Source organism: Halobaculum roseum (genome assembly GCF_019880245.1).
Taxonomy (GTDB): Archaea; Halobacteriota; Halobacteria; order Halobacteriales; family Haloferacaceae; genus Halobaculum; species Halobaculum roseum.
In genome coordinates this window covers 1891255-1911483 of the sequence record NZ_CP082286.1, presented here as the reverse complement: position 1 = coordinate 1911483, position 20229 = coordinate 1891255, and the positions used below count along the sequence as shown (strand labels likewise).

Below are 20229 nucleotides of genomic sequence, written 5' to 3'. Positions count from 1 at the left end.
GAACCGACTTTCACCCGTTCTCGCCGTTCGTGTGCCCGTGAACGACGACGCGAGCACGGTCGAGTACGACAAGCTCGTCCGCGACGACATCCCAGACGTGATCCGCGCGGACGGCGAGCGGCCCGTCACGCGGACGGTCGACGGCGAGGAACTGGATCGCTACCTCCTCGACAAGCTCGTCGAGGAGGCGACCGAAGCACGCGAGGCGGCCGAGGACCCCGAGGAGTCCGTCGACGCCGAACTCGCGGACCTGTCGGCGGTGCTGGACGCGCTTGTCGAGCGTCGCGACCGCGACCGGATCGAGCGGCTCCGCCGCGAGAAGGCCGCCGAACGCGGGGCGTTCGCCGACGGCGTCGTGTTGGACCGGGTCGAACCCGACGGGTGAGTCGGTCCGACGCGACGGGTGAGCCGACCGGGGCGGGTCGTCGGCGTCGCGCCGGGACCGAAACCCCTACTCGGGCGGCCGGCAAGCGCCGTACATGGACCCGCGAATCCGCGAGCACGCCGAGACTATCGTCGACCACTCCATCGAACTGGAGGCGGGCGACGATCTCGTCATCCAGCTCCCGGCCGAGGCGGAGGACCTGGCGGTCGCCCTCCACGAGTACGCCGGCGACATCGGCGCGAACCCCGTCTACCTGAACAACTCCCAGCGCGCCGCCCGCGCGTACCTCCGCGCCCGCGAGGACGACTTCGAGCTGCCCGACCACGAGCTGGCCCTCTACGAGGAGGCCGACGCGTTCGTGATCGCCCGCAGCGGCGGCAACGTCTCCGAGAAGGCCGACGTGGACCCCGAGACGACCGCCGACTACAACCGCGCGCGCCGGCCGGTCCAGAAGGAGCGCCTCTCGAAGACGTGGTGTCTCACGCAGTTCCCGACGAGCGGGCACGCCCAGCTCGCGGGCATGAGCACCGAGGAGTACGAGAACTTCGTGTACGACGCCGTCAGTCTCGACTGGGAGGCGCAGGCGGAGTTCCAACAGCAGATGGTCGACCTCATCGACGACGCCGAGGAGGTCCGGATCAAGTCCGGCGAGGAGACCGACCTCACGATGTCGGTGGCGGGCAACACCGCGCTCAACGACGACGGGAAGGCGAACCTCCCGGGCGGCGAGGTGTTCACCGCGCCCGTCAAGGACAGCGTCGAGGGCGAGGTGTACTTCGACCTGCCGCTGTACCGCCAGGGTCGCGAGATCGAGGGCGTGCGGCTCACCTTCGAGGACGGCCGCGTCGAAGAATTCTCCGCCGAGCGTAACGAGGCGGTGCTGGAGGGCGTGTTCAACACCGACGAGAACGCGCGCTACCTCGGGGAACTCGGCATCGGGATGAACCGCGCCATCGACCGCTTCACGTACAACATGCTGTTCGACGAGAAGATGGGCGACACCGTCCACATGGCCGTCGGGTCGGCGTACCCCGACACCGTCGGCGAGGGCAACGAGGTCAACGAGTCCGCCGAACACGTGGACATGATCGTCGACATGAGCGAGGACTCCGTGATCGAGCTGGACGGCGAGGTCGTTCAGCGGGACGGGACGTTTACGTTCGAGGACGGCGGGGCCGAGTGAACGAAGTGAACGAGGCCTCGGTAGAACGGCGGCGAGGTGTCCGCGGCCGACCGAAGGGAGGCCGCGTGGCCCGAGCCGCCCACCAAAAGCGCGACGCCGAGTGAACGGGGCGCGAACAAGCTCTCGAAGCCACCCAACGACACCCCAACCGACCGCGATAGCGAACGTGAGCCGGTCCGCCGCTCCACCCGAAGTCATGGGGTCCGATCAGGAGCCGTCGGGACCGCTCGTGTGGGGATCAATCCCACACGAGCGGAACGGCGGCGCCCTCGGTGCCGCCCGCCATCGAGCCGACAACCTTCACGGAAGTGCATGTACTAATAGATTTCTCTCTGCGGTACGGTACCGGGATTTATGCGTATGTGACCGTGTCACTCGGACGTGCCAAAGGTGAACTGTCCCGACTGCGGCCGTCAGATCGGAATGCACGAACTCGAGGCGAAGACGACGGCCCAGTCCGGCGGATTCTCGACCCGGTACCGCTGCCCGTTCTGTCGGACGGACATGGACAACGTGACCGAGTTCATGGTGTAAACTCGGCGGTCGGTCGGCTCGCTACCGCTTCTCACACGCTCGGACGCGTCGAGCGCCGCGAGCGACGGTTCACTCCTGGACGTCGAGGTCGAACTGCGCGTTCTCCACGACGGTGTTGAGCACGACCGAGGTGTTCGTCTCGCGGATGTCCTGGTCGGCGAGCAGCCCCTTGATCCCCTCGTTCATCTCGTCGGTGTCACGGAACTTCCCGATCGCGATGACGTCGTAGTCGCCGGTGACCTCGTAGACGGAGACCATCTGCTTTTGCTCGCGGAGGCGGTCGACGATGTCGGGCAGCGCGCTCCCCTCCACCTTCAGCTGGACGATCGCCGTCACGTCGTAGCCGAGCCGGTCGTAGTTCACCCGCGGGGTGTACCCCTCGATCACGCCCTCGTCTTCGAGATCGCGGAGGTGGTTCGAGACGGTCGTCACCGACACGTCGAGGTCCTCGCCCAGCGAGCGGAGGCTGGCACGACCGTTCCCTAACAGCGCGTTGACGAGCTTGGCATCGAGGTTTTCGTACGTCATTACACTCGACCACGGGTTCCCCCCATTAGAATTTGACGGATGTCCACTACGAGAGAGCGGAAGGGGAAATTGCACTGACCGTCAACTCCTATATACCGGGAGTGTATGAAGTCAAACGTCACAACATGACGGACGGTAACACCAAGCCGGACGGCGGGCTCAGCGCCGTCGAGCAGGACGTCATCGACGAGATCGACGAGAAGGGTATCGACTTCCTCCGCCTTCAGTTCACGGACATCCTGGGGACGGTGAAGAACGTCTCCGTCCCCGCGACGCAGGCGGAGAAGGCGTTCACCGAGGGCATCTACTTCGACGGCTCCTCGATCGACGGCTTCGTACGCATCCAGGAGTCGGACATGCGTCTCAAACCGGACCCCGAGACGTTCTCGGTGCTCCCGTGGCGGACCCGCGAGGGCGAGGACGGCGGTGCCGCGCGCCTCATCTGCGACGTGATCAACACCTCGACGGGCGAGCCGTTCGAGGGCGATCCCCGCGGCATCCTCAAGGACGCGCTGGATCGCGCCGCCGAGATGGGGTACGAGGTCAACGCCGCGCCCGAGCCGGAGTTCTTCCTGTTCGAGGAGGACGAGGACGGCCGCGCGACGACGAAGACGAACGACGCCGGCGGCTACTTCGACCTCGCGCCCAAGGACCTCGCCAGCGACGTGCGCCGCGACATCATCTACGGCCTGGAGGACATGGGCTTCGAGATCGAGGCGTCCCACCACGAGGTCGCCGAGGGCCAACACGAGATCAACTTCGAGTACGACGACGCGCTCACGACCGCCGACAACGTCGGCACCTTCCGCACCGTCGTGCGCGCCATCGCCGCCCAGCACGACCTCCACGCGACGTTCATGCCCAAGCCGATCCCGAAGATCAACGGCTCGGGGATGCACACGCACATCTCGCTGTTCACCGAGGACGGCGAGAACGCGTTCCACGACGACGACGACGAGTTCGACCTCAGCGAGGAGGCCAAGCAGTTCACCGCGGGCATCCTCGAGCACGCCGAGGCGCTCGCGGCGGTGACGAACCCGACGGTGAACTCCTACAAGCGCCTGGTTCCCGGCTACGAGGCGCCCGTCTACGTCGCGTGGTCCGACCGGAACCGCTCGGCGCTCATCCGCAAGCCGGCCGCCCGCGTGCCGGCGGCCTCGCGCATCGAGGCACGCTTCCCCGACCCCTCGTGTAACCCGTACCTCGCCTTCGCCGTGCTCATCCACGCCGGCCTCGACGGCATCGAGCAGGGGCTCGAATGCGACGACCCGGTCCGCGAGAACATCTACGAGTTCGACGAGGCAAAGCGCGAGGAGTACGGCATCACCACGCTGCCGTCGAACCTCGGCGAGGCCATCGACGCCCTCGAGGAGGACGAGCTCGTGAAGGAGGCGCTGGGCGACCACGTCGCCGAGAAGTTCGTCGAGGCGAAGACCGCCGAGTACGACGACTACCGCGTCGACGTCTCCGACTGGGAGCTCGACCGCTACCTCGAGAAGTTCTGAGCCGCGACGACGGGTGACGGGCCCGACCCGGTCGCCGTCCCGGCCCCGAACCCGACTCGGTTCTCCCCGTGCCGATTTTTTTTTTTTTCGCGGTTCTTTGCCACTGCCTCGGCGTTCCTCCGTGGTCGCCACAGCGCTCCACTCACAAGACCGACCCCTCGGCGGCGTCCTCGCCCCGTCCCCGGCGTCCTCACTCCGACCGCTCGGATTCCGGACCGTCCGCGTTGGGCTCGGCCTCGGCGATCAGGTCCGCGACCGACTCGGCGTCCGACTCGTCCGCTCCGCCCGTCCGAGCCCGGTCCACGATCGTCGGCCAGGCGACGACGAGCGAGACGCCGGCGAACGACAGGGGAACGACCGCGAGCAGGCGGAAGGGGGTCGTGTCGGGGACGACGCCGAAGACGTACGGGAGCCCGGCGGAGGCGACGACGTAGGCGCCGCCGAACACCGCGGCGATGAGCGCCAGGCCGGCGACGGTGCCGACGGCGCCGACCGGCGCGGGATCTGTACCGCGAACCCGCCAGACGGCGTAGCCGCCGAGCCCGCCGCCCACGACGATCCCCGCCTCGAGCACCTCGCCGCCGTGGCCGCCGACGGCCGCGACGACCGTCGCCGCCGCGCCGAGGACGGCCGCGAGGAAGAACGCCCGGTCGGGGTTCGGCCGGAACCCCGTGCGGGCGATCCGTCCGAACAGCCACAGGCCGGCGAGCCCGACGGCGATCCCGACCGCGACGTCGGCGAGGTAGTGGACGCCGAGCGCGATCCGGCTGAGCGCGACGACGACGATCACGCCGGCGGCGACCCCCCGGCGCGTCCGTCTGTCGCCCACGTCGAGGAACGTCGCGAGGCCGCCGTACACCATCGTCGCGCCGATCGCGTGGCCCGACGGGAAGCCGAAGCCGTCGCCGGTTGCGGCGTTGACGTACGCGTCCGAGAGGAGGTCGGGGAGCCACAGCGGCACGGCAGCCTCGCCGGCGCCGGGCGGCCGGGGGAATGCGAACAGGCTCTTGAGGCCGACCGTCACCGCCAGGGCGCCGAGCCCGACGGCGACGACAGTCGCGCCGACGCGACGCGGGTTGGCGGCCAGCCGGTCGTCGGCGAGCCAGTAGAGGAGCGCGAGCCCGAGATAGAGGAACCACGGGTCGCCCAGCTGGGTGAGAACCGCGGCGATCGGGACGAGCCAGCCGGGCACCGCGAGCAGATCTCTGGTGACTGTGCGGAACACGGGTTCACCTCACCGCCGCTCGCGGACGGCGTCGACGGCGCGTCCGGGCACCGACACGAGATTCAGCCCGACGCCGACGAGGACGAACAGCGTGTACAGCCCCAGCGTCGAGAGGAACAACACGAGCATCGCGGCTATCGCGACCCACCCCTCGAGGAAGTAGAACGCGCCGAGGGTCATCACGGTGCCGTACAGCAACACGAGGTACGGTCCCCAGCCGCGGGCGTGGCCGCGGCGCATCCGCCGGCGGACGTACCGCTTCAGTTCGGCCTCGATCGCCGGCTTCTCCACGGTCCTGTCGTCGATCGCGTCGAGGTCCGCGCGGAGCTCGGCGACGCGCTCGTCCAACTCCCCGATGTCGGGCGCCGGACGGCCGTCGTCCTCCTCGCCGTCGGCCGCCGTTCCGGCGCTCGCGGTCTCGCCGCTCATTCGTCACTTCGCACGCGTGTCCGTCCCTTTATCCTGCCGGTCTCTGCCGTCGCCGGCGGCGCTTCCCGCCCGCGACCGCCCGCGGCGCTCGGCGAGAACGACGTTGACGACGGCGCCGACCAGCACCAGCGTCGCGCCGAAGTAGAGGAACGTTACGAACAGCAGCACGGCGCCGAGCACGCCGTAGACGGCCCCTTCGCCGTCGCCGCCGGCGGTGAACTCCACGTACGCTTGAAACGCGATCCGGAGGACGGTCCAGCCGACGCCGGCGAAGACGGCGCCGGGGAGCACGTCGCGGACGGACACGTCGGAGTCGGGAAACACGTAGTACATCGGGAGAAACGCGGCCGTGAGGAGCACCGGGAGCGCGAGGTAGCTCGCGACGACGGTGACGGCACTGACGTCGACGAGGGCGACTGCCGTCCCGAGCAGGACCATCGCGCCGAGGCTGCCGCCGACGCTCGCGGCGACAACCAGCGCGTCGCGAAGTTGGTCCACGAACCCGACGGCGTCGTCGGTCCCGTACACCTGCGAGAAGGCGATGTCGAGGCCGCGAAGCACCTTCAGCGCCCCCCACAGCGTGAGCGGGAGGCCGATGAGCGTCACCGACCCCTGCCCGGGGCCGTCGACGAGCGCGGCGACGAGGAGTTCCTGCCCGCTCTCGGTGAGCACGTCCGCGCTCGCGGCGACGACCGCGGTCGCGAGCCGCTGGCCGCCCACCGTCACCGCGACGACGAGCGCCAGAACCGCCGCCGGCAACAGCGAGACGAACGCGTAGTACGCCACGCCCGCCGCCAGGAAGGTGACGTTCTCCTCGCTCGTCCGCGCGGCGACCCCGCGGAGGAACGTCGCTGTCCGCCGGAGCGACCCCGTCGCCCCCGCGGGCTCGTGTTCGGCGTCCACGTCGTCGTGTTCACGCGACCGCGAGAAAAGCGCACGGTTCGTCCCGGGACGGCGGGAACGCACGGCGAGTCAGACGTGGCCGGCCAGCACCGCGTTCGTCGCCGCGCCGACGAGCACGAGCAGGTTCGCCGCGTAGAACCACGCGACGAGCACGAGCAGGCCCCCGAGGGAGCCGTAGATCCCGACGCCGACGCCGGCGTCGGCGTACGCACCGAGCACGGCGCCCGTGACCGTCCATCCCACGGCGGCGACGAGCGTCCCCGGGAGCACCTCCGCGCGGGACACCGGCGTCGCCGGGAGCGCGTAAAACAGCGGGAACAGCCCCACGGTCGACAGCAGGAGCACGGCGAGGGGGACGGCCGCGCGCACGAGCGACTCGTTGGTGTACAGCGACAGCGCCCCCGCCGCGAGCAACACCGCGAGGACGCCGAGGCCGCCGACGGCGAGCGCGAACAGCGTGTCGCGGACGCGCGAACGGACGCCCCGTTTCTCCACCCCGTAGACGGCGGCGAACGCACGGTCGAGCCCGCGGAACAGCTGTACGACCGAGAAACACGCCAACGCCCCCGCGACGACGACGATCCCCCGGCGCCGGGACACGTCGCCGATCGACCCCCGGAGGAACGTCCGACCCCGGGGCGTCAACAGCTCCCCGCCCGCGGTGACGGCCCCCGAGGCGACGACGCCGTCGCCGGCGTGCGCGACGAGCGCGGCCGCCAACACCGCGACCGGAAGGGTCGCGACGCCGCTGTAGTACGCGAGGCTCCCCGCAACGAACGTCGCGTCTGCCGCGCGAACGGCCCGGACGACGGCGCCCGCGACCGCCACCGGGCCGCCGAGACCGGTCCGGGCTCCGTCGCCGCCGGCCGCCGGGGGATCGCGGGCGTCGTTGGACACACCGACCGCGTTGTCGGCCGAGGTCAAAGAGGGCGGCGGCCGGGCCGCGGGAAGCTGCGGGGGACCCGCGCCCGCGGTTGCGGCGTCCGCGAAGTCGATTCGCTCCCCGAGACGACGGATTAGCCGAGGTCGTTCGTTACCCGAGATCCGCGGTCGCCTCGCGCATCTCGGCGACCGTCGCGTCGGTCTTGAACGCGGTTCCCGAGTAGTGCGCGTGCGAGGCCGCGAAGCCGGCCTCCCGCAGCGCGTCGACGAACTCGTCCATGCCGACGGCCGGGCGCGTCCACTGCTTGCACAGGCGGTGCTGGTCGTAATGGGTCGGCGTGTCCAACTCGTCGGCCACGGTGTCGAGCAGCTTCCGCGCGCGTTTGGCCTCCCCCATGTCGTCGGTCACCTCGTCGGCGACCCGCTCGGTGAACCCGGCGTCGGCGACCGGCCCGAGCCAGATCGGCCCCGCCGTGAGGACCCTGTTCGACCCGCAGTCCGGGCACGTCTCGGGCACGTCGGGCAGCCGGCCGAACTCGTGGTCGCGTTCGAGGCAGTCCTCGCAGTGGTGGACGAACCCCAGGTCCTCCAGGGTCGCCGTCGCGTCGGTGGCGTTGGCCTCCAGTTCGAGGTAGGTGCGCGCGTAGTGGCGCGAGACGTGCGAACAGATCGGGACCGCGGCCTTGTCGCGGCTGGCCGCCCGGCGCACGAGCGCGCCGATCAGCACGCGCAGCCCCATCTCGGAGTGGTACTCGGTGTTTCGCGGGACGGTGTCGTAGCGGCGGACGCCCGACTCGAAGTGGGCCCCACACAGCGGCGCGGTGTCGGTCGCAGTGACACACAGCAGGTTCCGCGTGCCCGCGATCGCGGCGTCGACGAACGGCATCGGGGAGCCGTACGGGTCCACGTCGACCACGTCGAAGAAGCCCTCGTGCAGCAGCGCGTTCGCGTCGCGCTGGACGGCCTCCCCGCCGTACTCCGCGAGGTTCCGCTCCGCGAGCGCGACGGCGTCGTCGTCCACGTCTGCGGCGGTCACGTCCCACCCCTCGGCGGCCGCCCGGGTCGCACGGACGCCGGAGGCGGCCATCGCGTCGAGGTACGTCTCCGCGCGCGGCTCGCGGTCGGCGTACGCCCGCAACACGGCGACCGTGATGTCGCGGTTCAGCTCCATCTCGGGGTTGTAGAACACCTCGTCGGCGCGGCCCTCGCTGGCGCCGTCGCGCGCGCCCTCGACCTCGACGGTGACGCCGCCCTCCGTGACCTCCATCGTTGGCGGACGTGCGCCGCCCGCGCGGTTAACTGGCGTGGGATCGGTCCGAGCGCGGAGGGGCCGAGCGCGGACGACCCTAGCGCTGACGGCCCGAACTCGGACGACGCGTCACCCGGCGGGACCGAAGCGTTTTGCCCCGGCCACGCCAACCGGCGCGACGTGACGCAGGGCGACGGCGGCGCCGATCCGGACGCGACGCCCGAAGCCGCTGCTGACGCCGATTCGGGGTCCGCCGCGGCGGACGACTCCGACCTCGACCCGGGCGAGCTCGCCGACCTCGCGGCCGAGGACTGGCGCGCGGCGCTGGCGACCGCCGGCGAGCTCCGACCGCCCGTCGTCGCCGAGGTCATCACCCTCCACGGCGACCGCGGCCGCCGCGCGATCGAGGCCGTCGCCGAGGGCCGGGTGAAACGCTACCGGGACTTCACCGTCGTCGTCGGCTACCGGGAGGAACACGTCGTCGAGGACGGCGGGTGCGACTGCCGGGACGCCACCTACAACCTCGACACGTCCGACCCGAGCGAGCGCTGCTGGCACGCGCTGGCGGTCGACATCGCCGAACGCGTCGGCCGCGTCGACCGCCACGACATGTGGTACTCCGACGTGGCCGAGTTCCTGTAACCGTCCGTCGACGCGTCGTTGCCGGCCGAAGCTTCAAATCAGATCACGGCACCAGCCCCGCCGATGCGCTGACGACCGATGCGCACCGGGCAGCGAGTGCGAGGCCGACCAAAGGGAGGCCTCGATGCGAACGGCGCCAGCCGTGAGCGCGTGCGGCCCGACGGTGCGTTCACGCCGGGTCCTCCGGCACGCCGCGAGCGGGGCCGCCTGTCAGCCACCGTCGACAGCGACGCGCCTGTACACGTCACTCGAACGACGCCGTCTCGACCGTGAGCCCGTAGAACACCGCCGGCGCGAGCGCCAGCGCCAGCGCCGAGAGGACCGCCGCGGGGGACACCGAGCCGGCGATCAGCGCGGCGAACAGGACGGCGACGCCGAGGACGACGCCGCCGGCGACGGCGCCGAGCCGGGCGGTCGGGGTCACCGCGAGGCCGGCGGATCGGGCGGCGAGCGCGCCGAACACCCACACCAGCAGCGCGGCCGCCGCGCCGAACGGCGTCCCGAGGAGGAGGCCCGCGAGCAGCAGCGCCGCGCCGCCGACGGCGCCGGCGAGGAGGACCGCCCGCCCGTCGGGAAGCGATCGGGCGGGAGCGTAGCCGACGGCGTACGCCCACGCCGGCACGGCGACCAGCAGTCCCAGGAAGGTTCCCCGCAGCGTCGCCTCGGCGACGCCGCCGGTCGCGGTCACGGTCGCGTCCGCGACGAGCACGGCCCCGACCGCCGTCCCGGCGAGCGCGACGGCACGCGGCGGAAGCACGGTCGTCGGCTCGTCGTCGTGATAGATCGCGTACAGCGCGAAGGGGTACAGGAGCCCCACCCCGGTGAGCAGCGACCGCGAGATGTCCCCGGTCGCCCACAGGGCGAACGCGCCGATGGGCGCGGCGAGGAGGAGCCCGGTCAGCAGCGCGAGCTCGGGAGCGCGGCGGTTCACGGTCGCGGTACGGACGGGTCGAGCAAAAGCCCCTCGTCGCCCTCGTCCGCCCGTCGCCGTCGGGTTCGCTGTCGCTCACACGGGGCCGACACGGGCAGACGGAAGCGTTTAGACGATGCCGAGGGTATCACTCCGTATGGCGGACTGTCCACTTGCGGATGACTGCCCCCGGTTCTCCGAACGGATCCAGGGAATGGGCTGTCAGCACTACGGCGACCGCGGCGGCGCCGAGTGGTGCAACGAGTACAACATGCCCATCTCGGACCTGAAACAGCAGCCGGTCAAGCCCGGCGAGGAGGTCACCGTCGAGGTCGACGACATCCACGAGAGCGGCGCCGGCGTCGGCCGCACCGACGACGGGTTCATCGTGATGGTCGACGGCCTGCTGCCGCCCGCGCGGGCGGTCGTCCGGATCGACCGGGTGAAGCAGAACCACGCGAAGGCGAACCGCGTCGTCGAGCGGCTCCCCGACGAGCCCGAGGAGGGCGAGGAGGGCGCCGACGGCGAGAGCGAGAACCCCGAGTTCGAGGAGGAGACCGAGGCCAAGCGAGGCGAGCGGCTCGGATCGCGCGACAACTTCTGGGGATCGTAGCGTCGACTCTCCCCGGGGGTCGCGCCTGGACAGTCCGTACTATGCTTTTTGTATGCCGCCGACCCACCGTTTACCATGAGTAACGAGGGGAGCCTCGACGCGGTCGACGTCGACGAGCTGCTCGACCGCGCCGGCTTCGACGCCGATCGGAGCGTCCTCACCCGCCGGCAGGCGGAGGTGCTCGCGCTGCGCGAGCGGAACGTCCGGCAGGCGGACATCGCCGACCTGCTGGGAACCTCGCGTGCGAACGTGTCGAGCGTCGAGTCGTCCGCCCGCGACAACGTCGAGAAGGCCCGCGAGACCGTCGCGTTCGCGGAGGCGCTGTCGGCGCCCGTCCGGATCGAGATCGCCGCCGGCACCGACCTCTACGACGTGCCCGACCGGGTGTACGACGCCTGCGACGAGGCCGACGTGAAGGTGAACCACACCGCGCCGGACCTGATGAAGCTGGTGAGCGACGACGCCGGCGACGCGGTCCGGGGTCGGGAGGTCGTCTCCCCGATCCTCGTCGGCATCACCGGCGCCGGAACCGTCCGCGTCCGGCGGTCCGAGCAGGCCGACATCGAGTAAGCGCACGTCCTGCCGTCTCTGGCGGCTTTTTGTACGGTACCGCCGAACCCGCGGGCATGGATCTGCGACTCGACGGGAACACGGCGCTAGTGACGGCCAGTTCGGGCGGGCTCGGCTTCGCCTCGGCAGCGTCGCTGGCGGCCGAGGGCGCGAACGTGGTGATCTGCGGGCGAACGCCGGAGCGACTCGACGAGGCCGAAGACGCGTTGGCGGAGGAACCTGGCGACGTGCTCGCGGTCGAGGCCGACGTGACCGACCGCGACGACGTTGCCGCGCTCGTCGAGGCGACCGTCGACGAGTTCGGCGGGCTCGACCACGTCGTCACGAGCGCGGGGGGCGTTCCGCCGGGCACCTTCGACGACACGACCGACGAGCAGTGGTACGGCGCCTTCGACACGCTCGTGATGAGCGCCGTCTGGACGCTCCGTGAGGCGCGCCCGCACCTGGCCGACAGCGACGCGGGCACGGTCACGTGCATCACGTCCACCTCGGTCCGCGAGGCCATCGACGGCCTCGTGCTCTCGAACGCCGTCCGCCGGGCGGTGATCGGGCTCGTGAAGACGGTCTCGCGGGAGTGGGCCCCCGACGTGCGCGCGAACGCGGTGCTCCCCGGTGCCCACGAGACCGCCCGCATCGAGGAGCTCGTCGAGGACGCGCTCGCGCGCGGCGAGTACGACAGCTACGAGGAGGGACTCGACGACTGGGCCAGCGACATCCCGCTGGACCGCATCGGCGACCCGCGCGAGCTGGGCGACGTGGTCGCGTTCCTCTCCTCCGAGCGCGCCTCGTTCGTCAACGGCGCGGCGCTGCCCGTCGACGGCGGGCGCCTGCACTCGTAGCTACCCGCCGTCGTCGCACGCTCGCCGACCTCAGAACTGCCCGCTTTCCTTCAGCCGGTCGACGGCGTCGCGGACGCGCTGAGCGTCCGCCTTCGGCACGACGAGCACGCGGTCGTCGTAGGCGACGACGCACAGCCCGTCCACCCCGACCAGCGAGACGTGCGTGTCGTCGCCGGCGACGACGTTGTCGGCGGCGTCGACCGCGAGCGCCTCGGCGTCGCCGGCGACGACGTTGCCGTCGCCGTCCGGGTCGAGGACCCGGTCGAGCGCGTCCCACGCCCCGAGGTCGTCCCACGCGAACGCCGCCGGGACGACCGCCGCCCGGTCGGCGCGCTCCATCACCGCGTAGTCGATGCTGACCGGGGAGACGGCCTCGAAGCCGGCCGCCGGGTCCGGGTCGTCGCCGTCGAGTTCGGCGACGAGCGGGGCCAACGGCGTGTCCCGCGCCTGCTCGAACAGCGCCGCGGGCGTCCACGCGAAGATGCCGGCGTTCCAGTAGTAGCCCGAATCGACGTACTCGGCGGCCCTGTCGGCGTCCGGTTTCTCGTGGAAGGCCGCGAGCTCGCGGTAGGCAACCGCGCCGTGCTCGGTGGTGCGATCCGCACCGGGTTCGATGTACCCGTAGCCGGTGGCGGGCCGGGTCGGCTCGACGCCGAAGGCGACCAGCCGGCCGGTGTCGCCGGCGACGCGCGCGCCGCGGGCCATCGTCGCCTCGAAGGCGTCGCCGTCGGGCACGTGGTGGTCCGCGGGGAGGACGACGACGACCGGCTCCCGCTCGCCGTCGACCGCCTCGCGTGCGCGGTGGGTCGCGTACAGGATCGCGGGCCCGGTGTCCTTGCCCGCGGGCTCGACGACGACCTCGGCGTTCGGGGCGTGCTCGGGCACCTCGTCGGCGAACTCGGGGCGGGTCGCGACCAGCGTCGCGTCAGCGAAGCCCGTGCGATCGGCCGTTCTGGCGAGGAGGCTGCGGTCGTCGTCCGGGTCGCCCAGCGCGAGGAACTGCTTCGGGCGGTCGCTGCGGGAGGCGGGGTAGAGGCGGGAGCCGGTGCCGCCGGCGAGGATCACGGCGACGACGGGTCGGTCCATTGTCGTCGTGTCGGCGGGGGGTGCCCATAAGGACGGCGGGGGCGCCGTCGGCCGTCCCCGTTCGCCGTTCGTGTCGGGGGCTCACTTCGTTCGCCCTCGCGCTGCTCGGATCGCGCTGGCACTACCCGCCACGAACGGCCGACTTTTAGCCCGCGAGGCCGACGCCCCTCCATGAGCCTCTCCCTCGACTCGCCGGCGCAGGACGCCCCGTCGGTCGCCGACGACGGCGCCTGGCTGGAGTGCATCGCCTGCGGCGGGCAGTTCGCCCCGTTCGACGACATCCGCTTCACCTGCGACGACTGCGACGGCCTGCTGGAGGTGCGCTACGCCGACCCGCCGACCTGGGACGAGTTCTCCGGCGAGGGCGTCTGGCGGTACTCCGCCGGACTGCCGTTCGAGGAAGGCGTCTCGCTGCCCGAGGGCCACACCCCGCTCCACGAGGTGCCCCGACTCCGCGAGGACATCGGCGTGAACCGCCTGCGCGTGAAACACGAGGGGATGAACCCGACGGGCTCGTTCAAGGACCGCGGGATGACCGTCGGCGTCCGCGTCGCCGAGGAGCTGGGCGTCGACCGCCTCGCGTGTGCCTCGACGGGCAACACCTCCGCCGCCCTCGCCGCCTACGGCGCCCGCGCTGGCCTGGAGACGCTGGTGCTTCTGCCCGCGGGGAAGGTCGCCGCCGGCAAGGTCGCGCAGGCGAGCCTCCACGGCGCCCGGATCTTGGAGGTCGACGGCAACTTCGACGCCTGCCTCGACATCGTGCAGAACCTCGCGAACCGCGGCGAGGTGTACCTCCTCAACTCGCTCAACCCGTTCCGGCTGGAGGGCCAGAAGACGATCGGCTTCGAGATCCTCGAGGAGTTCCGCGACGACTACGGCACGTTCCCCGACCGGATCGTCCTCCCCGTCGGCAACGCGGGCAACACCGCGGCGCTGTTCAAGGCGTTCCGGGAGCTCGTCGCCGCCGGCGCGATGGACGCCGACGAGGTGCCGAAGCTGACGGGCGTGCAGGCCGCCGGCGCCGCGCCGATGGTCGAGGCCATCGAGAACGGCGCCGACGAGGTCCGCCGCTGGGAGTCGGTGGAGACCCGCGCGACCGCCATCCGCATCGGCAACCCGGTGAACGCGCCGAAGGCGCTCCCCGGGATCCGGGAGACGGGCGGCACCGCCGTCGCCGTCGACGACGAGGCGATCACGGCGGCCCAGCGCGACCTCGCGCAGGAGGGCGTCGGCGTCGAACCCGCCTCCGCGGCCTCGGTCGCCGGCCTCCGGACGCTCCGCGAGCGGGGCGTCGTCGACGCCGACGAGGACGTGGTGTGTCTCACGACCGGCCACCTGCTGAAGGACCCCGACGCCGCCTACGAGGCCGGCGGCGACCCCGAACCGGTGGCGAACGCTACCGAGGCGGTGCTGGAACACATCGGCGCGAAGTGAGGTGTGGCGCCGGCGAGCAGCACCCGTCACCTGTCCGTCCGACGAAACTTTTTGCGGGTTCGCGCGGTATCGTGTGACATGGGGGATGAGCGTACGGACCGCGGCAGCGACGGCGTCAGCGAGGACGAACGCGACGGCGAACGCCCGCGTTCGATGGTCGTAACGGAGCTACGACGGGAGAACCAACGGCTCCGCGAGCGCGTGGCCGAGCAGCGACGCGAGCGGAAGCGGATCGTCGACCGCTACGAGGTGCTGCTCGACGCCGCGCGCGGGGACGACGGGGACGAAGCGGACGACACACGGCGGTCGATACTCGCGCGGCTGCTCGACAGGCTACGGCGGAGAACGTAGGTCGGCAGCGGCCGGCGCTGGCGGCGTCGTCGACGACGCGAGGGACCGGACTCAGCGACCGTTGTCGGCGTCGTCGAGGACGATCCGGTCCACGGAGATGATCCGGTCGTCGCCGAGGAGCCGGTCGACGGCGTCGTCGGGGAGCCGGTCGTCGAGGTTGTACACCGTCAGCGCCTCGCCGCCGATCGTCTCGCGGCCGTTGAACATGCCCGCGATGTTGACGCCGGCGTCGCCGAGCACGGTGCCGATGAGGCCGATGACGCCCGGCTCGTCGCGGTTGCGCGCGACGAGCATGTGGCCGTACGGCCGGGCGTCGACGCGGTAGCCGTCGATGCGGACGATCCGGGGGTCGTCGCCGGCGAACAGGGTGCCGCAGACGGACAGCTCCGTGTCGCCGTCCTTCACGGTCACCGTGACGAGGCTCTGGAAGTCCTCGGCCTGGCGGGTCTTGCTCTCGGTCACCTCGATCCCGCGGTCCTTCGCGAGCTGCGGGGCGTTGACCGCGTTCACCTCGTACTCCAGCGGGGAGAACACGCCCTTCAGGGCGCTGGCGGTGACCAGGTCCACGTCCTCGTCGGCGATCTCGCCCTCGTAGTGGACCTCGACGCCCGATATGCGCTCGCCCAGTAGCTGGGCGGCGATCTTGCCTGCGGTGTCGGCCACGTCGAGGTACGGCTCGATGCGCGGGAACGCCGACTCGTCGACCGACGGGGCGTTGAGCGCGTTGACGACCGGCTCGTCGGCGAACGCCGCGAGCACCTGCTTCGCGGTGTCGACGGCGACGTTCTCCTGGGCGGCCTCCGTGCTCGCGCCGAGGTGCGGCGTGAGGACGATGTCGTCCACGTCGAGCAGCGGCGAGTCGGCGGGCAGCGGCTCCTCGGCGAACACGTCGAGGGCGGCGCCGGCGACGGGGCCGTTCTCCACGGCCTCAGCGAGCGCGTCCTCGTCGACGATGCCGCCGCGCGCGCAGTTGATCAGGTAGGCGTCGCCCATCGTCTCCAGCTCCTCGGCGCCGATCATCCCCTCGGTCTCGGGGAGCAGCGGCGTGTGGACGGTGACGAAGTCGGCGCGCGCGAGGCAGTCCGTCAGGTCGTCGACGAGCTCGGCACCGAACTGCGCGGCGCGCTCCTCGTTGATGTACGGGTCGTAGACGACCAGATCCATGCCCAGCGAGTCGAGGCGCTTGGCGACCTCCTGGCCGACGCGGCCCAGCCCGACGATGCCGAGCGTCTTGTTGTTCACTTCCCGGCCGAGGTACTCGCCCTTCGCCCACTCGCCGTGCTTGAGGCGGCTGTGCGCCTGCGGGATGTCGCGCGCGACCGCGAACGTCATCGCGACGGTGTGCTCGGCGGCCGCGCGGACGTTCCCCTCCGGCGCGTTCGCGACGACGACGCCGTGGTCGGTCGCCGCCTCGATGTCGATGTTGTCGACGCCGATGCCCGCCCGGCCGACGATGAGCAGGTCGGGGGCCGCCTCGAACACCTCGGCGGTCACCTCCGTCCCGGAGCGGACGATCAGCGCGTTCGCGTCGGCGACGGCGTCCAGCAGGTCCTGCCCCGCGAGTTCGTAGCCCGTGACGACCTCGTGGCCGGCGTCTCGGAGCGTCTCGATCCCCGCATCGGCGATGGGGTCCGTGACGAGTACCTTCATGCGCGACCGGAGTTGCGGCGCGTGGTAAAGGCTTTCCACCTCGGCGGAACTCGCCCGCCAGATCGATCCACATGGCTGGCTATACGACCCCTCCGTTTCGGGTGGAATTGTCACGTCCGTGTGTCATTCGACCCGGGAGCGGGTCGCCGCGGCGATGCGGGAACCGCAGGAGTTGAAGCCCGGGCGCGCGAACGGCCGCGCATGACTCGACTCGTTGCGTTCGACTTCGACGGGACGCTCTCGGACTCGGAGATGACCGTGCTGTTGGGCGAGCGCTGTGGCGTCGCCGACGAGATGGCCGACATCACCGCGCGGGCGATGAACGACGAACTCAGCTACGCCGAGAGCCTGCGCAAGCGCGCGGCGCTCCTGGAGCATCTGGAGGAGGAGGAGGCCCGGCGGGCGTGGGACCGGGTCGAACTCCGCGAGGGCGCCGGGGACGTGATCCGCCGCCTGCGCGAGCGCGGTCACTACGTCGCCATCTTCACCGGCGGCTTCGAGCGCGGCGTCGCAGCTGCGCTGGAGAGAGCCGGCGCCGAGGTGGACGAGATCGTCGCCAACCGCCTGCCGATCGAGGGCGGGCGCCTCACCGGCGAGGTCGAGGGGCCGCTCATCGAGGGGACGAAGGACGAGCAGCTGGAGCGCGTCGCCGGCGAGCAGGGCGTGCCGATGACCCGAACGGTCGCCGTCGGCGACGGCGCCAACGACCTCCCGATGCTGGAGGTCGCGGGGCTGGCGGTCGGCTACGAGCCGAAGCCCGCCGTCGAACCCGCCTGCGACGTGGTCGTCGAGTCGATGTTCGAGCTGGCCGACCTGTTCGAGGACGAGGGGTTCCTCGTCGGCGACGGGGACGCGTAGACTCGGCCGGGAACCGACCCCGTCGCGGAGACGCGTCGCCCTCCGATGGATTCACGCGGGCCGCGTTCCAACCGCCGCCAATGAGCCAGCCAGCCGAGGTCGACGCCGACGACCTCCGCTACGCCGACCCGGACAACCCGTACCTCACGGAGCCGGACGCCGACTTCGCGCCCGTCGAGGACCTCGACGCCGACGCGGCAGCCGAGCAGGCCGACCTGCTGCGCGCGGCGATCCGCGAGCACGACCACCGCTACTACGCCCGGAACGACCCGCTGATCGCCGACCGGACGTACGACGCGCTGTTCGCGCGCCTGGAGGAACTGGAGGACGCCTTCGATCTGGACGCCGGCGACTCCCCGACGCGCCGCGTCGCCGGCGGCACCCTCGAGGAACTCGGGGAGGTCGAACACGCCGCGCCGATGCTGTCGATCGACCAGTCGGGCGACGCCGCGGACGTGCGCGAGTTCGACGAGCGCGTCCGCCGGGAACTCGCCCGAGGCGGAGACGGGGAGTCCGCCGAGGTGGTGGGCGAGGACGCGGACGTGTCCTACTCGTGTGAGCCGAAGTTCGACGGCCTCTCGGTGGAGGTGGTGTACGAGGACGGCCGCTACGTGCAGGCGGCGACGCGGGGCGACGGGCGCGTCGGCGACGACGTGACCGAGCAGGTGCGGACGATCCGCTCGGTGCCCGAGCGGCTGGCGGGCGACCCCCCCGAGACGCTGGCCGTGCGCGGGGAGGTGTTCATCCCCCGCGACGCCTTCCAGGCGCACAACCGCGAGCGCATCGAGGCGGGGAAGGAGCCGTTCGCGAACCCCCGCAACGCCGCCGCCGGCACCCTCCGGCAGCTCGACATCGACGCGGTCGCCGAGCGCCCGCTCGACTGCTTCTTCTACGACGTGCTCGGGTGGGAGACGGCCGGCGGCTCGGACGGCCCTGAACGACCGGACGACCACCTCGCGGAGCTCGACGCCCTGCGCTCGTTCGGCCTACACGTGAACGACCGGGCCGAACTCGCCGCGGACATCGAGGCGGCCATCGACTACCGCGACCGCCTCGCCGGGGAGCGCGAGGACCTGAACTACGAGATAGACGGCGTCGTGATCAAGGTGAACGACCGCGCCGCCCGGGAGGAACTCGGGACCAAATCGCGCTCGTATCGCTGGGCGTTCGCCTACAAGTTCCCCGCGCGCCACGAGGTGACGACGGTGGAGGACATCGTCGTGCAGGTGGGTCGGACCGGCCGCCTGACGCCCGTCGCCCTGCTGGACCCGGTCGACGTGGGCGGGGTGACGGTGTCGCGGGCGACGCTGCACAACCCCGACGAGATCGAATCGCTCGGCGTCGGCGTCGGCGACGAGGTGCGCGTGAAGCGCGCCGGCGACGTGATCCCGCAGGTCGCGGAGGTCGTGGAGTCCCACAGCGACCGCCCCTACGAGTTCCCCGACCAGTGTCCCGCCTGCGGCAGCGACGTGGAGCGCGACGGTCCCCTGGCGTTCTGTCCGAACGGGCTCGCGTGTCCCGCGCAGGCCGAGCGCGCGGTCGTCCACTACGCCAGCCGGGGCGGGCTCGACATCGAGGGGCTCGGCGAGGAGTCCGTCGAGCAACTGCGCGAGGCCGGCCTCGTGGAGACGCTCCCCGATCTGTACCGCCTGCCCGACCGGCGCGAGGAGCTCGCCGAGTTGGAGGGGTGGGGCGAGACGAGCGCGGACAACCTCATCGCGGAGGTCGAGGCGAGCACCGAGCCGGAACTGGCGGACTTCCTCGCGGCGCTGGGCATCCACGAGGTCGGCGCCGCGACGGCCCGCAACCTCGCGCGCCACTTCGGCACCTTCGAGGCGGTCCGAGCCGCGAGCGAGGCGGAGTTGGCGGAGGTGGACGACATCGGCGAGACGGTCGCGCGTACCGTCCGGGACTTCTTCGAGGCCGAGCAGAACGCGCGCGTCATCGACGACCTCCTGGAGTACGTCGACCCGCAGCCCGACGACACCGAGACGGGCGACGCGCTCGACGGGCTGACGTTCGTGTTCACCGGGTCGCTGTCGACCGCGCGCAGCGTCGCGCAGGACCTCGTGGAGGCCCACGGCGCGAACGCGACCTCGTCGGTCTCGGGCAACACAGACTACCTCGTCGTCGGCGACTCGCCGGGGACGAGCAAGCGCGAGGACGCCGAGGCGAACGACGTGCCCGAACTGGACGAGGCGGCCTTTTCCGACCTCCTCGCCGAGCACGGGATCGAGTGGCCGCCGGAAGACGAAGGCTGATCGCCCGCCGTGGCGCGTGCCGGCCGACCGCCGTGTCGGCCGGGAGCGCGCGAGGGACGAGCACCGGAGCGTGAGCGCAGCGAACGCGAGGAGCGGAATCGGTTGGGGAGGGCGTGGCCGCTGTGCGGTGCTGTCGGGTGGGACTGAAAGGGGCCGGCCGTCTCGGCGAACCCCGACACCGCAAGCACCGCA

19 protein-coding genes and 1 pseudogene are annotated in these 20229 nt (G+C 71.5%); 12 read left to right on the top strand and 8 right to left on the bottom strand.

Features of this window, described 5'->3' with window-relative positions; genetic code table 11:
- Positions 1-37: 37 nt before the first annotated feature.
- The 3 genes from K6T36_RS09640 to K6T36_RS09630 all read left to right on the top strand — a co-directional run bounded on the left by K6T36_RS09640 (position 38) and on the right by K6T36_RS09630 (position 2102).
- A complete protein-coding gene (locus tag K6T36_RS09640; protein WP_222921092.1) occupies positions 38-385 on the top strand; it encodes a nucleoside triphosphate pyrophosphohydrolase in 348 nt (115 codons plus the stop codon).
- Positions 386-479: 94 nt separating this feature from the next.
- Positions 480-1568, top strand: coding sequence for an aminopeptidase (locus tag K6T36_RS09635; protein WP_222921091.1), 1089 nt, complete (start codon positions 480-482; stop codon positions 1566-1568).
- A gap of 381 nt (positions 1569-1949) precedes the next feature.
- Entirely contained in the window at positions 1950-2102 is a 153-nt protein-coding gene (locus tag K6T36_RS09630) for a hypothetical protein (RefSeq protein ID WP_222606439.1), read from the top strand.
- 69 nt (positions 2103-2171) lie between these two features.
- On the opposite strand, the gene lrp is transcribed toward K6T36_RS09630, so the two are convergent.
- The gene (gene lrp, locus K6T36_RS09625) at positions 2172-2630 is read right to left on the bottom strand and encodes an HTH-type transcriptional regulator Lrp (protein WP_222606438.1); all 459 of its coding nucleotides are present in this window, start codon (positions 2628-2630) and stop codon (positions 2172-2174) included.
- A gap of 125 nt (positions 2631-2755) precedes the next feature.
- Here lrp and glnA point away from each other — a divergent pair, with 125 nt between their 5' ends.
- A complete protein-coding gene (glnA, locus tag K6T36_RS09620; protein WP_222921090.1) occupies positions 2756-4135 on the top strand; it encodes a type I glutamate--ammonia ligase in 1380 nt (459 codons plus the stop codon).
- A 190-nt stretch (positions 4136-4325) separates the two neighbouring features.
- On the opposite strand, the gene K6T36_RS09615 is transcribed toward glnA, so the two are convergent.
- The 4 genes and pseudogenes from K6T36_RS09615 to K6T36_RS09600 form a co-directional block, all read right to left on the bottom strand.
- Entirely contained in the window at positions 4326-5360 is a 1035-nt protein-coding gene (locus K6T36_RS09615; RefSeq protein WP_222921089.1) for a phosphatase PAP2 family protein, read from the bottom strand.
- A 9-nt stretch (positions 5361-5369) separates the two neighbouring features.
- Positions 5370-6692 (bottom strand): annotated as a pseudogene (locus K6T36_RS09610) (YihY/virulence factor BrkB family protein).
- A 69-nt stretch (positions 6693-6761) separates the two neighbouring features.
- Positions 6762-7589, bottom strand: a complete 828-nt coding sequence (locus tag K6T36_RS09605) for a YihY/virulence factor BrkB family protein (protein ID WP_222921088.1) — start codon at positions 7587-7589, stop codon at positions 6762-6764.
- A 136-nt stretch (positions 7590-7725) separates the two neighbouring features.
- Positions 7726-8841 (bottom strand): tRNA (guanine(26)-N(2))-dimethyltransferase, encoded by a 1116-nt coding sequence (locus K6T36_RS09600; protein ID WP_222921087.1) that lies wholly within the window; start codon positions 8839-8841, stop codon positions 7726-7728.
- A gap of 306 nt (positions 8842-9147) precedes the next feature.
- Here K6T36_RS09600 and K6T36_RS09595 point away from each other — a divergent pair, with 306 nt between their 5' ends.
- Entirely contained in the window at positions 9148-9465 is a 318-nt protein-coding gene (locus tag K6T36_RS09595; RefSeq protein WP_222923414.1) for a hypothetical protein, read from the top strand.
- 244 nt (positions 9466-9709) lie between these two features.
- Here K6T36_RS09595 and K6T36_RS09590 read toward each other — a convergent pair whose 3' ends face one another.
- Positions 9710-10396: a hypothetical protein gene (locus K6T36_RS09590; RefSeq protein WP_222921086.1), complete on the bottom strand. Its 687-nt coding sequence runs from the start codon at positions 10394-10396 to the stop codon at positions 9710-9712.
- Between the two features lie 136 nt (positions 10397-10532).
- Here K6T36_RS09590 and K6T36_RS09585 point away from each other — a divergent pair, with 136 nt between their 5' ends.
- The 3 genes from K6T36_RS09585 to K6T36_RS09575 all read left to right on the top strand — a co-directional run bounded on the left by K6T36_RS09585 (position 10533) and on the right by K6T36_RS09575 (position 12397).
- The gene (locus tag K6T36_RS09585) at positions 10533-10988 is read left to right on the top strand and encodes a TRAM domain-containing protein (protein WP_222921085.1); all 456 of its coding nucleotides are present in this window, start codon (positions 10533-10535) and stop codon (positions 10986-10988) included.
- A gap of 75 nt (positions 10989-11063) precedes the next feature.
- Positions 11064-11558, top strand: a complete 495-nt coding sequence (locus K6T36_RS09580; protein ID WP_222921084.1) for a Tfx family DNA-binding protein — start codon at positions 11064-11066, stop codon at positions 11556-11558.
- A 56-nt stretch (positions 11559-11614) separates the two neighbouring features.
- A complete protein-coding gene (locus K6T36_RS09575) occupies positions 11615-12397 on the top strand; it encodes an SDR family oxidoreductase (RefSeq protein ID WP_222921083.1) in 783 nt (260 codons plus the stop codon).
- 30 nt (positions 12398-12427) lie between these two features.
- On the opposite strand, the gene K6T36_RS09570 is transcribed toward K6T36_RS09575, so the two are convergent.
- Positions 12428-13483, bottom strand: a complete 1056-nt coding sequence (locus K6T36_RS09570) for a mannose-1-phosphate guanylyltransferase (protein WP_222921082.1) — start codon at positions 13481-13483, stop codon at positions 12428-12430.
- A 171-nt stretch (positions 13484-13654) separates the two neighbouring features.
- Here K6T36_RS09570 and thrC point away from each other — a divergent pair, with 171 nt between their 5' ends.
- Positions 13655-14917, top strand: coding sequence for a threonine synthase (gene thrC, locus K6T36_RS09565; protein ID WP_222921081.1), 1263 nt, complete (start codon positions 13655-13657; stop codon positions 14915-14917).
- A 78-nt stretch (positions 14918-14995) separates the two neighbouring features.
- Positions 14996-15268, top strand: coding sequence for a hypothetical protein (locus K6T36_RS09560; RefSeq protein WP_222921080.1), 273 nt, complete (start codon positions 14996-14998; stop codon positions 15266-15268).
- A gap of 51 nt (positions 15269-15319) precedes the next feature.
- Here K6T36_RS09560 and serA read toward each other — a convergent pair whose 3' ends face one another.
- A complete protein-coding gene (gene serA, locus K6T36_RS09555) occupies positions 15320-16918 on the bottom strand; it encodes a phosphoglycerate dehydrogenase (RefSeq protein ID WP_222921079.1) in 1599 nt (532 codons plus the stop codon).
- 201 nt (positions 16919-17119) lie between these two features.
- Here serA and serB point away from each other — a divergent pair, with 201 nt between their 5' ends.
- Positions 17120-17776: a phosphoserine phosphatase SerB gene (gene serB / locus K6T36_RS09550; protein ID WP_222921078.1), complete on the top strand. Its 657-nt coding sequence runs from the start codon at positions 17120-17122 to the stop codon at positions 17774-17776.
- 80 nt (positions 17777-17856) lie between these two features.
- Entirely contained in the window at positions 17857-20037 is a 2181-nt protein-coding gene (gene ligA / locus K6T36_RS09545) for an NAD-dependent DNA ligase LigA (protein WP_222921077.1), read from the top strand.
- The last annotated feature ends 192 nt before the right edge of the window (positions 20038-20229 follow it).

What these genes read in the sequence shown, in the direction of transcription:
- K6T36_RS09560 (WP_222921080.1), top strand. Translation starts at nt 14,996, where the DNA reads ATGGGGGATGAGCGTACGGACCGCGGCAGCGACGGCGTCAGCGAGGAC.
- glnA (WP_222921090.1), top strand. Translation starts at nt 2,756, where the DNA reads ATGACGGACGGTAACACCAAGCCGGACGGCGGGCTCAGCGCCGTCGAG.
- serA (WP_222921079.1), bottom strand. Translation starts at nt 16,918, where the DNA reads ATGAAGGTACTCGTCACGGACCCCATCGCCGATGCGGGGATCGAGACG.
- K6T36_RS09635 (WP_222921091.1), top strand. Translation starts at nt 480, where the DNA reads ATGGACCCGCGAATCCGCGAGCACGCCGAGACTATCGTCGACCACTCC.
- thrC (WP_222921081.1), top strand. Translation starts at nt 13,655, where the DNA reads ATGAGCCTCTCCCTCGACTCGCCGGCGCAGGACGCCCCGTCGGTCGCC.
- K6T36_RS09575 (WP_222921083.1), top strand. Translation starts at nt 11,615, where the DNA reads ATGGATCTGCGACTCGACGGGAACACGGCGCTAGTGACGGCCAGTTCG.
- serB (WP_222921078.1), top strand. Translation starts at nt 17,120, where the DNA reads ATGACTCGACTCGTTGCGTTCGACTTCGACGGGACGCTCTCGGACTCG.
- ligA (WP_222921077.1), top strand. Translation starts at nt 17,857, where the DNA reads ATGAGCCAGCCAGCCGAGGTCGACGCCGACGACCTCCGCTACGCCGAC.
- K6T36_RS09570 (WP_222921082.1), bottom strand. Translation starts at nt 13,483, where the DNA reads ATGGACCGACCCGTCGTCGCCGTGATCCTCGCCGGCGGCACCGGCTCC.
- K6T36_RS09600 (WP_222921087.1), bottom strand. Translation starts at nt 8,841, where the DNA reads ATGGAGGTCACGGAGGGCGGCGTCACCGTCGAGGTCGAGGGCGCGCGC.
- K6T36_RS09585 (WP_222921085.1), top strand. Translation starts at nt 10,533, where the DNA reads ATGGCGGACTGTCCACTTGCGGATGACTGCCCCCGGTTCTCCGAACGG.
- lrp (WP_222606438.1), bottom strand. Translation starts at nt 2,630, where the DNA reads ATGACGTACGAAAACCTCGATGCCAAGCTCGTCAACGCGCTGTTAGGG.
- K6T36_RS09580 (WP_222921084.1), top strand. Translation starts at nt 11,064, where the DNA reads ATGAGTAACGAGGGGAGCCTCGACGCGGTCGACGTCGACGAGCTGCTC.